This is a genomic window from Methylobacter sp. S3L5C (assembly GCF_022788635.1).
In the GTDB taxonomy this organism is placed as follows: Bacteria; Pseudomonadota; Gammaproteobacteria; order Methylococcales; family Methylomonadaceae; genus Methylobacter_C.
In genome coordinates, this window is sequence record NZ_CP076024.1 from 2,275,178 (window position 1) to 2,290,594 (window position 15,417).

Annotated in this window: 12 protein-coding genes; 4 read left to right on the top strand and 8 right to left on the bottom strand. The window is 40.7% G+C overall.

Annotated features, from left to right (window positions below; all coding sequences use genetic code 11):
• Nucleotides 1-91: 91 nt before the first annotated feature.
• The gene (locus tag KKZ03_RS10150; RefSeq protein WP_243221370.1) at nucleotides 92-2,503 is read left to right on the top strand and encodes a tetratricopeptide repeat protein; all 2,412 of its coding nucleotides are present in this window, start codon (nucleotides 92-94) and stop codon (nucleotides 2,501-2,503) included.
• A gap of 435 nt (nucleotides 2,504-2,938) precedes the next feature.
• Here the strand turns inward: KKZ03_RS10150 and KKZ03_RS10155 are convergent, their stop codons facing one another.
• The 5 genes from KKZ03_RS10155 to KKZ03_RS10175 all read right to left on the bottom strand — a co-directional run bounded on the left by KKZ03_RS10155 (nucleotide 2,939) and on the right by KKZ03_RS10175 (nucleotide 7,713).
• Nucleotides 2,939-3,121 carry a hypothetical protein gene (locus KKZ03_RS10155; RefSeq protein ID WP_243221371.1) on the bottom strand — a complete coding sequence of 61 codons (183 nt, stop codon included), beginning with the start codon at nucleotides 3,119-3,121 and terminating at the stop codon, nucleotides 2,939-2,941.
• Between the two features lie 159 nt (nucleotides 3,122-3,280).
• A complete protein-coding gene (locus KKZ03_RS10160) occupies nucleotides 3,281-4,063 on the bottom strand; it encodes a CpsD/CapB family tyrosine-protein kinase (RefSeq protein ID WP_243221372.1) in 783 nt (260 codons plus the stop codon).
• 21 nt (nucleotides 4,064-4,084) lie between these two features.
• Nucleotides 4,085-5,830, bottom strand: coding sequence for a lipopolysaccharide biosynthesis protein (locus KKZ03_RS10165; RefSeq protein WP_243221373.1), 1,746 nt, complete (start codon nucleotides 5,828-5,830; stop codon nucleotides 4,085-4,087).
• 1 nt (nucleotide 5,831) lies between these two features.
• Entirely contained in the window at nucleotides 5,832-7,088 is a 1,257-nt protein-coding gene (locus KKZ03_RS10170; RefSeq protein WP_243221374.1) for a hypothetical protein, read from the bottom strand.
• 31 nt (nucleotides 7,089-7,119) lie between these two features.
• On the bottom strand, nucleotides 7,120-7,713 hold the full coding sequence (locus tag KKZ03_RS10175; protein ID WP_243221375.1) for a polysaccharide biosynthesis/export family protein: 594 nt from the start codon (nucleotides 7,711-7,713) through the stop codon (nucleotides 7,120-7,122).
• A 536-nt stretch (nucleotides 7,714-8,249) separates the two neighbouring features.
• Here KKZ03_RS10175 and xrtD point away from each other — a divergent pair.
• The 3 genes from xrtD (at nucleotide 8,250) to KKZ03_RS10190 (ending at nucleotide 12,072) form a co-directional block, all read left to right on the top strand.
• Nucleotides 8,250-9,827: a VPLPA-CTERM-specific exosortase XrtD gene (gene xrtD / locus KKZ03_RS10180; protein ID WP_243221376.1), complete on the top strand. Its 1,578-nt coding sequence runs from the start codon at nucleotides 8,250-8,252 to the stop codon at nucleotides 9,825-9,827.
• Between the two features lie 144 nt (nucleotides 9,828-9,971).
• Entirely contained in the window at nucleotides 9,972-11,093 is a 1,122-nt protein-coding gene (gene gmd, locus KKZ03_RS10185; RefSeq protein WP_243221377.1) for a GDP-mannose 4,6-dehydratase, read from the top strand.
• A 4-nt stretch (nucleotides 11,094-11,097) separates the two neighbouring features.
• On the top strand, nucleotides 11,098-12,072 hold the full coding sequence (locus KKZ03_RS10190; protein ID WP_243221378.1) for a GDP-L-fucose synthase: 975 nt from the start codon (nucleotides 11,098-11,100) through the stop codon (nucleotides 12,070-12,072).
• Between the two features lie 124 nt (nucleotides 12,073-12,196).
• On the opposite strand, the gene KKZ03_RS10195 is transcribed toward KKZ03_RS10190, so the two are convergent.
• The 3 genes from KKZ03_RS10195 to ppk1 form a co-directional block, all read right to left on the bottom strand.
• Nucleotides 12,197-12,478, bottom strand: coding sequence for a GIY-YIG nuclease family protein (locus KKZ03_RS10195; protein ID WP_243221379.1), 282 nt, complete (start codon nucleotides 12,476-12,478; stop codon nucleotides 12,197-12,199).
• 230 nt (nucleotides 12,479-12,708) lie between these two features.
• Nucleotides 12,709-13,278, bottom strand: a complete 570-nt coding sequence (gene def, locus KKZ03_RS10200; protein ID WP_243221380.1) for a peptide deformylase — start codon at nucleotides 13,276-13,278, stop codon at nucleotides 12,709-12,711.
• Nucleotides 13,278-15,371 carry a polyphosphate kinase 1 gene (ppk1, locus tag KKZ03_RS10205; protein ID WP_243221597.1) on the bottom strand — a complete coding sequence of 698 codons (2,094 nt, stop codon included), beginning with the start codon at nucleotides 15,369-15,371 and terminating at the stop codon, nucleotides 13,278-13,280. Before ppk1 ends, def begins: the two co-directional genes overlap by 1 nt.
• Nucleotides 15,372-15,417 lie beyond the last annotated feature (46 nt).

The window sequence follows — 15,417 nt, forward strand, 5'->3', positions numbered from 1 at the left end:
CAACCTACGATGCATTTTTTGTGTCTTTCATGTTTTTCGTTGGCTGTAAGTCACATCAGTCGTCAAAATAAACTTATTCAGGATTTAATCAATGTTACCAATAGTACCCGGTTCGAAAAAATTGCTCATTGTGGCTATGGTTGGCCTGTTGGCGGCTTGTGGCGGTGCTGAGGAAAGAAAAGCCAAGTATATGGATGAAGGCAAGCAATTATTCACGGCAGGTGATTATCAAAAAGCCCAGCTTTCTTTTAAAAACGTATTGCAAATAGACCCTAAAGACGTTGAAGCCCGCTATCAAATGGCTGAAGCGCTGAGTAAGTTAGGCGAGATACAAAATGCAGTCGGGCAGTATATGGCGGTAATTGGCGAAGATCCTAAGCACTTGATGTCCCGATTAAGAATGGGTCAGATTTTTCTGATGGTTAATAAGCCTGAAGATGCGGAAAAAATGGCTAAAGAAGTTCAGGTTATTGATCCTGAAAATGTCGAGGGTAAAGTATTGATGGCGGGCGTTTATATTCTTAAAAACAATACAGACGCTGCAATGGTTGAGATTGATGCTGCACTAAAAAAAGAACCGGATGATGTACAAGCTAATTTGTTGTTGGCTTCACTTAATATTAGAACGGGAAAAATTGATCAGGCTATTGAAATTCTGAAAAAAAGTAGCGATAAAAATCCGACTAATCCAGCGCCGATGCTAATGCTGGCCAAGGTCTATACAGAAACAAAAGCTTTGGACAAGGCACAACAAACGCTTGAGGCGATTATTAAAATACAGCCAAAGCAGTTGGAGCATCGAAAACGTCTGGCTTTATTTTTATTGGCAGACAATCAATTGGATAACTCGGAAGCAATATTGCGAACTGCGGTTACAGAATTGCCTGATGATGTCGCTGCCAAGTCAATGTTGATTGAGTTTTTGGTTGCCAAACGAACCCCTGAGATTGCTATCGCAGAATTGCTGCCGATGATCGCACAAAATCCGGATAAATATGATTTACGTTTTATGTTGGCGGATTTGGAATTGGCGCAAAAACATAATGAAAATGCCGAACAAGCGTTAAAAGAGATAGTCGATCTTGATAAGTTGGGGCCACAATCAATTAAAGCGCGAAACAAGTTAGCCGCTATTTATGTGGCTACCAAACGTGTTGATGAAGCCAAGGCGCTGGTTAAGCAAATTATTGTAGAAAACCCACGCGATTTAGAAGCACTATCGTTACGCGGCAAGTTTGCTCTGGCTGAACGCAAAATACCCGAAGCGATAGGAGATTTTCGTGCTGTTCTGGTTGATCAACCACAAAACGTAGCAATACTAAAGTTATTAACTACTGCACATTTAATGAATAAAGATCCTGTGTTGGCGCGTGAAAACATGGAGAAAATTATTGAAATTGCCCCTAAAGATGAAACTGCAAGGCTTGATTTGGCAAATTTATTACAACAGACAGGCGATACTGATAGAGCATTGCAACAAATTAATGCACTATTAAAAGAAAATCCTAAAAGTAAAGTGGGTCTGGAAGCGGCATTTAAAATTTATTTGACGCAAAAAAAATGGGATAAGGCACAAGAAGCCGCAAGCCATGTTCAGGAAGCTTTTCCTGAAGAAGGCATGGGTTATTTTCTGTCAGGTTTGGCATTTCAGGCAGAAGGAAAAATTGATAAAAGCGTACCTGCTTTTGAAAGTGCACTGGCTAAGCAGTCTGAAGCCATTGAGCCACTGACGCAATTAATTAAAAGTTATCTTGCGCTTAAGCAGACAGATAAGGCTTTGCTTAAATTGTCGTCAATTACCAAGCAACAACCCAAAAACTTTATTGCATACAATTTAATGGGTGGTGTTTATTTAAGCGATAAAAAGTATGGTGATGCCACTGAAGCCTTTAAAAAAGCATCCACAATTAAACCTGAATGGCCAATCCCGTATCGTATGATGGCGATGACTTATGGCATTCAGGGTAACAAAACTGAAGCGATAAAAATCTACCAGGAAGGTATCGTTAACACCAAAAGCTCAATGGAGTTAGTTAACGATTTGGCTACAATTTATAATAAATCCGGAGAACACGAGAAGGCGATCGCTGTGTTTGATGAAGCTTATAAACTACATCCAGAATCAACGGAAGCGCTTAATAATCTTGCCAGTTATCTGTCTGATTATGCCAAAGATAATGTGGAGCTTGAACGTGCTGCCAAGCTTGCGGAACCGCTTGCTAAAGTTGATAACCCTAACACACTTGATACTGTTGCCTGGATTGCTTATAAGCAAGGTAATTATGCCAAGGCACAGGAGCTATTGTTAAAAGTGATAGCGCTGGATACCAACTCTGCAATCAGTAATTATCATTTGGGCATGACTTACTATAAGCAAAATGATACTGCTAAAGCACGTGAGTTTTTACAAAAAGCTATTGAGAGTAAAGTTGAGTTTACCGGTCTGGATGTGGCAAAAGAGACTATTAAGCTGATTGACAGTGCAAGTCCCGTTACAAAATAAGTGTTAAGTTGGTGTATTGCTATGTAGCAGTTACCAATGCAGGATTAGCTTGATTCTTATTTATAAGCTATTGAAATCATAAAAAAGCCGGTCGGAGTTGTAAACACCGACCGGCATTTTTTTGCCAGGATAACAATGAATTTTAACTTGGCGAATGTCCGAGAGTAGGACGCGTAGTGAAGAGATGCTATTGTGAGTCAGATTTGTTTATACCCCCCTTGCAGAATAAGGCAAAAGGTGAGTCCAAGTTGAAGTTTGGTGAGGAGCTTAAAACCAATCGGTTACGGCTTATTTCTGGGATTTTGATTTTAACAGGCGGTTATTTAAGTGGCTAATTTTCCTTTGATAATGGTTGGCACCCATGCCATACCCTGACAGGTTTATTCCGTTAAAATTATCGGTGCTTGGCGCAATGATTGAAAGTATTAAAGAGCTTTATTTATGAGTATTTATCAACGAACGTCTTGTAAATCGTCCCCACGCAAGGAAACTTCCGGCAAAAAACCAGATAGCTGGAGGTAACGGCACTCCAGTTAATTCATAACCTATCAAATCCATTGCCCGCAAATCATAGTTGGAGATACCAGTAATTTGGCTATAGGCTAGTGCAGGATTCATGATGCCCCATAGGTTGCTGCCCGTTTCTTTCCAGTGGCTGGCCTGATTGCCCTCGCCTGTGAAGTCTCCTGTAGAAAAGGGCACTTGTACACTCAAATCATTAAAGTAACTTGCCGCGCCGGGTCTTGGTTCCTTTGTGATTCCGGCTTGTAATTAAAACTAATTATCCTGGTATTTGATTTTGTTATTGCTGGCTTTGTTAAGTACCGTACCTAAAACATTAATGTCTTTAAGTAGCGTTGCAGCACGTTTAAGCTCATCTGTTTTAGTATGGCCTTCATCAACGATCAACAGCACACAATCCACATAAGGAGAAAAGCCAAGCGTATCGGCTTGCGACAAAAGAGGGGGCATGTCAAAAATAACAATCCTTGAGGGATAACGGTTCTTTAGTTCACTTACTAAACGAATCATCTTTGGAGAGCGCAGCATTTCCGTAGCATTAATCATTTCTTTGCCAGCCGGCAAAATTACCAGACGATCCATATCAGGATTAATCAATATTTCCTTAAGTGGCGTGTCATGTAACAAATAATCACTAAGTCCTGCTTCCGGTTCAAGGCCAAATAGTTTGCAAATACTGGGATTATGTAAATTGGCATCAACCAATAATACACTGCGATCTAATTCCATGGAGATACTGATGGCCAGATTAGCTGCTGTCAGGCTATTACCGGCTTTATTGCCAGAACTGGTGATGGCTAAAGTAGTCCAGTTATTGGTATCCATTATTTGTAAGCAACGGGTTCTCAGCATTTTATAAGACTCAAGCCATGGTCCTGGTTTAAAGCCGCTTACAATACGATTTTCTTGTAAATGTTTTTTTGTAGAGGCCTGGATCCTGGTCTGCGAATATAGAAACTGCTCGCTATCTTCTGGTAATGCCTTGGTTTTATTTGCCAACGGATTGGTTTTTTCTATTATCGTTTCAATTGAATTCATAAATTATCTTCTGTTTGTAATTTAATTAGCACCGATAACACGTAATAGTTTGAACCAAAACACGTCTAACGGCATGACAATAAAATGGAAAGCTATAATAGCCAACGTAATGGTAATTAAAGTACAGATCACCATGATGAAGCGCCGTTTTGCAATGGTCTCGCTTTCTTCTCTGCTTTCAAGATAAGGAATACTTGCTAATGGTAGAACCCCTAAAATAGAAGCAATGGTTTTTTCATTGTTGATAGTCGAACCCATCATCTCAACCAGGAAAACGCAGCCAAATCCGCTGGCAATTGCAAAAACAAAACCCAGAAAAATAATTGCCATTCGGTTAGGGCTGACAGGTTCAAGTGGTTCTTGAGGTGGATCAATTAGCGTAAAACGCTCACCCTTGCGTTGAACTTCAAGTTGTTGGGAAATTTGCGCTTCCATTTCTCTGGCGCTGACTTCACGATAGCGAAGATTGGTATTGTCAAGTTCTTGAATAAGATCGTTATATTCTTTTTCGACCAAAGGTGCCTGACGTAAACTGGTACGCAGATTTTCCATTTTCTGGTTAAGTTCTTTACGGGTAAAGCCCAGTGACCCCATATCAGCCTGTATGGATTGTAGTTGTGCATTTAGCGTGATGTAAGCCGGATTATCAGGAGTTACGGAAGTATTGGACTCTGCGGTTTCGTGAGCAGTAACCATTGCTTGTTGTATGGTAGTAATCTGTTTTTGCAGTTTTAAGACATCCGGGTGTTTACCGGAATATTGTTTTAAAATTAAGGCGAGTTCAGCTTTTTTGTTGGTTAGTTCGGCATTGAGTTTATTGATATTGGTATTGCCGCCAATCTCAATTTTTAATGAATCAATTTCGCGTTTGGTTTTAATGACATCAGGGTGGTTTTCTGAATAACGTGCCAGTAAGGAGGGGTACTCTGCTTCCAAAACTTTAAGCCTGTCTCTTGTATCAAAAACACGGTTACCGGTAGCATTGGTCGCCAAGGCATGAGGATCAATTTGTGCCAATTCTCCTTCAAGATAAAACTGGCGTTCATGCAGTGAGCGCTCTTGGCTATCAAGATTTAATAACTGGCTGCCAAGTGTTGTTAGTTCTTGTTGATTTAGCTGACTAATCTGCGGTAACTGGTTAAGATTTTTTTCTTTAAAAGTGGCAAATTGGCTTTGTATTTCCTCAATTTTATCTTTTAAGCGACGAGACTCTTCACTCAAAAAAAGCGTTGCATTTTCGGCGGATTCAGTGCGCGATTTGATGTTTTCTTTTAGAAATAAAGACGTCAGTTCATTGGCCACTTTTTGGGCTATGGCTGGTGCATTATCATCAAAGGTCAGGGTAAATGCGATGGTGGCCATTGAGGGTTGACCACTTCGCTTGTCAATGACATTGGCGCTGATTGGTTCCACGACAATTCGTTTGCGCATTTTTTCCAGAATACGCTCTTCCGATTTTGACTTGCGGGCATCAGGATATAGATCAAATTTCTGGATAATGTCCATTAAATTGGCGCGGGTCATAATGCGCTGGGTAATAACCTGAATGCGCTGGTCGGCAAACGTAGTGACAGTAGAACGCACCAAGTCAGAAGGAATTTCCTGCTCTTCAATCAGAATGGTAGCTATTGACCTGTATACCGAGGGCAGGGCAACTGCCAGAACAATACTTAATATAGAAACCACCACAAACGGAATCAATAAATACTTGCTGCGTCGTTTGACTATATTTAAATAATCTTTGATATCGATCGCTTGATTTTCCACGCTATTTCACCTGATTGTTGGTTTGAGGTTGGTAATTAAGTTGCAGTTGAACACTATTGTCCTGGCTGATTTGAGAGTTGTTGATTTTGTATTCTTGTTGGCGGTAGGTATACGATAACCCTACATTGACTTCAGTTGTCCACTTCCAGTTAATAGTCGGGCTAATGGAAGCGTAAGTTCTATCCTGATTAAATTGGTTGTTGGTTTGTACGGGCATTTTATAGAGTGAATAGCTGGCTGAAAGCCCTGAAGACCAACGCTCGTAAATATTGTAAGACGTGTTGGCCGATAATTGGGTTTGGGTTTGCATACCTTGAGAAGTCGGTATTTGGTTTTGCGAGCCTACCAGTGAAACAGAGCCTCTTTCAAAGGATTTTTGAATGGACGCACGGTAAACTCCGCCAAAGCCGGTGCTGCTGGTGTTACCCGTTTCGTAACGCTGATTGTCAAAGAATTGACCAGTAAGAGGATCTTGGTAAACAGATAATCCAAACATGTTTGTTGGGATGAGCTGAGCAACAGGGAATTCTGAATCTGACAGTGAATAATTGATACCCGCTGAAATATAAGTAGACAGCGTTTCACTAAAGCTGTGTTGCCAGCCTGTCTGGGCAACATTATTAAAAGTGGTTAAAGTTCCCGTCGAAATTTTATAGCGCGAACTGGAAAGGGTGGCATTCAGTTTGTCAAATTCCGAATAGTTATAGTTAAAAGTTCCTGATGCTTGTTGATAGTCATAACTGTTAAGAAAGATGTTCCGGGTTTGTTCGTAAGTTGATTTACTGTAAGAATAGTCAAGCTCTAACGAGCTGAGTTCGGTTAAAGAATAGGAAACCGTAGGTGCTATACTTAGACTTTTTACCATGACTTGCGTTGGAGAAAAGCCCTGTACCGTAGACTCACTGTTTAATGAGGACTGATTATTATAATGACCGTTAAGGCCCCATTGTAAACGCTCACCAGTGTGTTGGTAATCAGCGCTAAACAGTTGCTCACTGATGTTGAGTGCTGACTGATTCGTATAAAAAATTTGATTCCAGGTGAAATTTGATTTTAATTCATCGTTTTCACGGTTTATGCCAAAATTTAACCCCGGAGATAACTTACTGATCCAGTTGCCTTGTTGAGGATTTGGCCGTAACAAGAGATTGCTTGCATAGCGCTCACTGGTGCTAAAAACGGGTTTAAAAAAATAATCGTTAGCTTGGCAAGTAAACGAAGTGCACAGAATGGCTGGTACTAAAAAGCCTTTTTTCATCTTGATGGTCTCAAGCGATTAACAGGCTAAATTAAGGTACAGTAACCGTGTCGCCAGCTTCCAAGAGTATATTTTGTTCAAGATGTTCGCCATCCAGCACGTCTTTGTAATCAAATGGAAATACTTTTACGTCATTGCCTACACGGCGAAGTACATGAATGGAATTGTCGTCGGCAAAAACCGTTAAGCCACCGGCCAAACTTAAGGCTTGCATGACATCAATGCGTCTGTTGGCAGGATATTGTCCGGGTTTGTTAACTTTACCGATTACAAAAATAGTATGGCCGTTATTTTGCAGCAGCTTAACAGTGACTACAGGATCGGCAATATAATCAGCCAGTTTTGCTGCAATGGCTTCTTCAAGAGCTGACATGGGTTTGCCGGCAGCCATAACAGTGCCTGCGAGTGGAAAGGTAATGTTGCCGTCAGGAGCGACCAAGGTTTGCTCTTTTTGCATACTTTCTTCTTTCCACACCGAAATTTCAATAAAATCGCCTGGAGATAGTAGATAATTGACAACACCGACCGGCTTTTCAATGATTGGAGTCGTCGGTTTTTGGTCAGCGAAAGCAGCAGTAGCAGTGAATACCAGAAAAAATGAAATAAATGTTAATAAGTGTTTCAAAATAAGGTCCATTTTATAAAATATTTTGTGCCAGCCAAGGATGCTGGAGCTGTCAATCAAGTTTAAATCATTGTAATGATGAAATATAACAGAAACAAGACAAGTCTGATAGATAAAGTAATAAATCAAAAGTTGCACTATTAAATAATAGCTCATAATTTAACGAATTAATTTAAGTCACTGTAATGATTTTAATTTTTCAATGAAATATTTTTTATGATATTTAGTTCAAATAGTCAGTTTACTTGTCATCAGGGCTTAATAATCTGCAGTTATAATCATAAAAAGGTATGTTAATATTTTTATTAAACAGTGGGTGCGCTATACTTTCTTTAAGATTATCTTTGAAAGCGCATTATTTATGTTAGCAAATATAATTTACAAGTCTTACTGTTCGTTGATACGCAGTAAGGCAATTCCTGTCTGTTTAAAGTAGTGTTTGAAAGGAACTATTTATCAAACACAATATGTGAATTTTACTTTACTTAATTCTTGTTACATAAAAAATGCAATTTCACTCTCAGGATTATTTACTCATGTCGTTGAAAAAACCAAAAACCATCTTGGCTATCTGGATTTTCTTGCTGTTATTGCTGGGGTTTACGTTTCAAAGCAGTCTGGAGATGATGGTTGATACCTGGATAAGTGTAGAGGAATATGGCCACGGTTTTTTTATACCTGCGATCAGTATTTATTTTTTATGGATTCGGCGACATGAACTAAAGTTTGTTGAGCAATTTAAAGACGCATGGCCCGGATTTATTATTGTTATCATGGGCTTGATGCTGGGTTTTTTAGGTGGACTGGCAACCTTAAAAACCGTTGAACAATATGCCTTTATTGTTACGTTAACCGGCATGTTTACCATTGCATTTGGTTTGCCAGGCTTGCGTGTGGGTGCAATACCTTTACTGTTTTTGCTGTTCATGGTGCCATTTCCGTCATTTATTCTCAATAACTTGTCAGCTAAATTACAATTAATTTCATCATGGTTAGGTGTTGAGTTTATTCGCGCCTGCGACATCATGGTGTATCTTGAAGGTAATGTTATTGATCTGGGTATTTACAAGTTACAAGTAGTGGAAGCTTGCAGTGGTCTCCGTTATTTATTTCCCCTCGCCAGTCTATCTTTTTTGTGTGCCTACTTGTTTAAAGGTCCTTTTTGGCAAAAAGCCCTGATTTTTCTTTCTTCAGCGCCGCTAACCATATTTATGAACAGCTTTCGCATTGGTGTTATAGGCGTTATGGTCGATAACTGGGGAACCGAAATGGCAGAAGGCTTTTTACATGATTTTGAAGGCTGGGTTGTCTTTTTGTTGTGTATGGCGTTATTATTTGTTGAAATGTGGCTGTTTTCCAGGCTTAGTGGGAAAAAAGTGGCCTTTAACGAACTGGTGTTAATTCCCAGCGAATGGTCAGGCAACGCCAAGCAGCCTAATTTGGAAGTTAAATTTAATAAATCGATATTTCTGTTGTTGGTTTTACTTGTTGGTAGTGCCATTGGTTCCGGTTTTATACAGGAACGGGAAGATATTATTCCTGCTCGTAAAGCCTTTCTTAACTTTCCATTGCATATAGATAGATGGGAAGGGCGGAATGATTACCTTAGCCAATATTATCTGAATGAGTTAAAACTGACCGATTACGCCATTATTAATTATTCACGGCCAGAATCAGGTAGTACGATTAATTTCTACAGTGCCTATTACGAGGCACAACGAAGAGGTGTTGCCGTACATTCACCCAAAGGTTGTATGCCTGGCGATGGTTGGCAAATTACCCAGTTTGGCCAGCTTAATTTTCCGGATATAACTGTTGACGGTAATCAACTGGAGTTAAATCGTGCAGTTATTCAAAAAGGTGAAAGCAAGCAGTTGGTTTACTACTGGTTTCAGCAACGGGGTCGGACGGTAACTAATGAATACTTGGTGAAATGGTATTTGTTTTATGATGCCCTTACCATGAACCGTACTGACGGTGCTTTAATAAGGCTGGTTACCAGTGTCGGACAAGCCGAAGACTTAGAAAAAGCCGATCAACGCTTGCAAGCTTTTATAAAAGAACTGGCACCCCAATTACCGGCATACATCCCCGGAAAATTGGTAGCGAAATAAAACCAATTTTTAATGCACCATGAAGATATGAAGAACCATTTTTAGTCTTCGTGGTGAGAATGTTTTAAAATTTTGTGCTTTACCTGTTATTAAAAGAAAATACGTTTTTATCCATCAATAAATTTAAGTTAACAAGGAACCATAGTGAGTAAAAAAGTTGCATTAATAACCGGTGTTACCGGACAAGATGGTTCATATCTGGCCGAACTTTTACTGGAAAAAGGTTATGAAGTTCACGGTATCAAACGGCGTTCATCGCTCTTTAATACGCAACGGGTTGATCATATTTATCAAGATCCACATATCACTGATCCCAAGTTTTATCTGCATTACGGCGATTTAACCGATAGTTCCAATTTAACCCGTATTTTAAGTGAAACCCAACCGGATGAAGTTTATAACTTGGGTGCGATGAGCCATGTTGCGGTGTCCTTTGAATCACCTGAATATACGGCTGATGTCGATGGTATTGGCACGTTGCGGTTGCTTGAGGCTATCCGTTTTTTAAAGTTGGAAAAGAAAACTCGTTTTTATCAGGCTTCAACTTCAGAGCTTTACGGACTGGTACAGGAAACCCCGCAAAAGGAAACTACGCCATTTTACCCTCGCTCACCTTATGCGGTTGCCAAGCTTTATGCTTACTGGATTACGGTCAATTACCGTGAAGCCTATAACATGTTTGCCTGTAACGGTATTTTGTTTAACCACGAATCTCCGCGTCGGGGTGAAACTTTTGTAACCCGCAAAATAACGCGTGGCCTTAGTAATATTGCCATGGGTCTGGAGCAATGTTTATTCATGGGGAATATGGATTCACTCAGGGATTGGGGACATGCGAAAGATTTTGTACGCATGCAATGGATGATGATGCAACAAGAACAGCCCGAAGATTTTGTTATCGCTACCGGCGTACAGTATACAGTTAGGCAGTTTATTGAAATGTCTGCCGGCGAACTGGGAATCACCCTTCGTTGGGAAGGCACTGGCGTTGATGAAAAAGGCTTTGTTGATACACTGGAAGGCGATAAAGCACCCGGTTTAAAAATCGGCCAAAATATAGTCGCCATTGATTCCCGTTACTTTAGACCGGCTGAAGTGGAAACCTTATTGGGAGATCCTTCCAAAGCCAAAGAAAAACTCGGTTGGGTACCACAAATTACCTTACAGGAAATGATCAGTGAAATGGTCGCTTTTGATCTTGATGAAGCCAGAAAACATGCGCTGCTAAAAGAACAAGGCTATAACATTGCCGTTAGCCGGGAATAAGCACATGACCGATAAACAACAAAAAATCTATGTGGCTGGGCACCGTGGCATGGTCGGTTCTGCCATTGTCAAACAGTTAAATGATGCCGGGTTTAACAATATTGTTGTACGCACTCATGCCCAGCTGGATTTAACCGACCAGGCCGGCGTACGCGAATTTATGCAGCAAGAGCAACCCAAGCAAATTATTCTGGCTGCCGCCAAAGTGGGCGGCATTCACGCTAATAATACTTATCCGGCTGAATTTATTTACGAAAACCTGATGGTGGAAGCCAATGTCATCCATCAAGCTTGGGCGGCAGATTGCGAGAAATTACTCTTTTTAGGTAGCTCTTGTATTTACCCCAAGCTTGCTGCTCAGCCCATGCAAGAAAGCGCTTTGTTGACCGGCGGGTTGGAAGCGACCAATGAGCCTTATGCTATCGCCAAAATTGCCGGTATCAAACTTTGTGAGTCTTATAATCGTCAGTATGGTACGGATTATCGCTCAGTTATGCCGACCAATCTCTATGGTGAGAACGACAACTTTCATTTGGAAAACAGCCATGTTATTCCTGCCATGATCAGAAAGTTTCATGATGCCAAAATCAATCAGTCTCCTACTGTGACTCTCTGGGGTACAGGCACTGCGAGGCGTGAATTTTTGCATGTCGATGATATGGCCGCCGCGTGTTTGCATGTGCTGGGTTTAAGTAAAGAACATTATCAGGCCCATACTGAGCCGATGCTGTCACACTTTAATGTCGGTGCAGGAGAAGATGTTACCATTCGTGTATTGGCCGAAACCATTCAGCAGGTCGTAGGGTTTAAAGGTGATATTATCTGGGATAGCAGCAAGCCCGACGGTACTCCCAGAAAACTAATGGATATCAGTAAAATCAAGTCATTGGATTGGCAACCACAAATAACACTTAACGATGGCTTGGTCAGCACTTATCGCTGGTTTGTGGAACATCATAGTGAGATAAAAGCGCAATAAAAGCTGGGAATTAATCTTTCGAGTAATTTAAACTAGAGGAATGATCTAAGGGTAAATGAACGTATATAGCTGCAGGTTTTGGGTTTAATGAAGCTTTAGCCTTGGTCTGTAACGTTATTTCGTGCTAAAAGCCTTTAGAACAAACCTCTTTAATTTTATTGGCATCGGAGGTGATGATTCGTGATTTTTCTACCCGGCTTAATTTTTTTAGGTCAATTTCACGTTTTGATGCGGAACTGCGGTTATGCCCGGGTTCCAGGTAAACCAGCTGTTTGGGTTGGCGGCCGCGAAAATATTTTGCTCCCTGTCCATTTGCATGTTGGTTGAAGCGTCTGGAAACATCGATAGTGATGCCGGTGTACAGGCTGTTGTCGCTACAGAGAATGATATAGACAGACCAGTTCATAAAAGTTTTATCTTGAAAAAATATTGGTCTACGAAAAGCACAAAAAATAAATCAGACTATATTACTCAAAGTGCCACACCTATGTATGCGATATAGTCTTTCAGAAATTAAATGTCCATTCGCGTCGTTGTCAGTTTATACAGTTAACATCTTTTGAAAGGATGTTATCTGTTAGTATCGAAATTATTTATCCGAGAATCATATAGTAGGATTATCAATCCGATATCTCTTTAATCGTTTTCGCAGGAAATCCCCGAAGCCTTATTCAGCGGTAGCGCTAAAAGTCTAAAATATTCACTTTCAGCAACAATGTCCCTGTTATCTTCAACCCTGTCCAGATAAACCTTGCCTTCCAGATGATCAAATTCATGCTGAAAGACTCGTGCAACAAAGCCTTCCATTTCTGTTTCCACTAAATCGCCTTGTTCATTCGTATAAGTAATCTTTATATCTTTATATCTTGGCACTAAAGCGCGGATACCTGGAATACTTAAACAACCTTCCCAGTCTTTTTCCCTGATATCCGATAACGTTTTAAAGACCGGATTAATCATTACCGTCGGTTCCATTAGCGGAGCGTTAGGGTAACGCAGGGAAGGGCGTGAGGCAATAATGATAATCCGTTTTGATATGCTAATCTGAGGCGCAGCAATACCGACACCTTGAGTTGTTGCCAGGGTGTCTTGCAGGGTTTTAATCAGTTGCCGTATTTCAGCGCCCTGACTATCGTTAACCGCTTGGGCTTGCAGGCGTAGAACCGGGGCACCTAATTGAACAATTTCGCTTATAGTCGTCGTCATTATGATGCCTGCAACTCGTTTAAAATCATTAATTGGGCTTGTACGGGTTCTTCATTGCTCACATTTAATAATTGTAGATAACTGCCATCAGGCTGTAACAGCCAGGCTTGCGTATTATCTTGTAAATACAAATCCAGGTTATGTAATATACGTCTATAAAGACGTTTACTTTCAATAGGGAAGCATATTTCTACGCGCCGGAACATATTGCGATTCATTAAATCTGCGCTGGAGGCGTAAACTTCCTGATTGCCATCATTAGAAAATGCATAAATCCGTGCATGCTCCAGAAAGCGTCCAATAATGGCACGAACTTCTATATTGTCAGAGACGCCAGTAATACCCGGCCTTAGGCAGCAAATACCCCGAACAATTAATTTAACTTCAACGCCAGCCTGGGATGCCCGGTAAAGTGCTTGAATGGATTGTTCTTCAACGATGGCATTAATTTGAATGATGATTTTTGCCGGCTTGCCATTTTTGGCATGGGTGATTTCCCGCTCGATTTTTTCAAGTATCCCGGTATGTAAGGTAAAGGGCGATTGCAGTAATTTATTTAATTTGGTTACTTTGCCTAAACTGGTCAGTTGTGCAAAGACTCGCCGGACATCTTCACCCAATTCCTTATTACAGGAAAACAAGCCATAGTCGGTGTAAATTTGTGCAGTTTTAGGGTGGTAGTTACCCGTGCCCAAATGCACATAATTTCTCAATACTTTGCCTTCCCGTCGTAATACCAGGCACATTTTGGCATGCGTTTTGTAGCCCACAACCCCATAGACCACATGCACTGCCGCTTCCTGTAATTTGGAGGCTAAATCAATATTGGCTTTTTCATCAAATCTTGCTCTTAACTCAATAACAACAGTGACTTCCTTACCCGCTCGCGCCGCTCTTATTAATGCAGCAACGATCGGTGAGTCAGCACCGGTACGGTAGAGCGTTTGTTTAATGGCCAGCACTTCTGGCGATGCTGCTGCCTGGCGTAAAAAATCAACGACAGGTGAGAAAGATTCAAACGGTTGATGTAATAAAATATCATGGCGTTTAATGGCGGCAAAAATATCTTTATTTCTGGCCAGTTGCGGCGGAACGCTGGGTTTAAAGGGTGTAAACTTAAGGTCTGGCCGATCAACGAGATTATTGATTTCCTGGATTCTATTCAAATTAACGGGGCCATCGACTAAAAATAATCGATCCCTGCTTAACTCAAAGCGCTCCAATAAAAAACTAACGGTATCATCCGGACACGCAGCATCTATTTCCAGACGCACTTCATCGCCATAATTACGCATGGCCAGCTCGCCTTCAACGGCCAGTAATAAATCATCAATGGCATCATCATCGACAAAAAAGTCACTGTTTCGGGTAACCCTAAATTGATGACAACCTTTAACAATCATGCCGTTAAATAATTCACTAACAAAAGCATGAATAATGGATGATAAAAATACAAAATCAGCCGGACCGCTTTGCGTCTCTTCGATTGGTAATTGAATAATGCGTGGCAATGCTCTTGGGGCTTGTAAAATAGCTCTGCCGCTATTTCTGCCAAAGGCATCTTTTCCGGTTAAGGAAATAATAAAATTTAAACTCTTGTTGAGTATGCGCGGGAAAGGGTGTGCAGAATCCAGACCAACAGGTGTTAATATAGGCAGTAATTCATCATTAAAATAATTGGCCAGCCATTTATGTTGCGCTTCGGTCCAGTCGTTACGGCGAACAAAACGAATGTTTTCAGCATTAAGTGAAGGGATTAAAATTTCATTAAGAACTTGATATTGCTCTTCTACCAACTTATGTGCATAAATAGAAATTTGTTCCAACTGCTCATTGGGAGTTAAACCATCCGGCCCAATGGCTTTTGGATCAATAGCGACCATTTCCATAACACTGGCAACCCGAACCTCAAAAAACTCATCCAGATTTGAGCAGGAAATACATAAGTAGTTGAGTCGCTCAAGCAATGGTACCGCTTCATTTTTTGCTTGCGCCAAAACCCGTTTGTTAAATTCCAGCAAGCTTAAGTCCCGATTGATATAAAGTTCCGGATTTTCAAGATTGATTGTTTCAATGATTTCGTTTGTATGCATTTTCTTCTGTGAATTTTCGGGTATTATGCCGGTAATAAAAAGATGT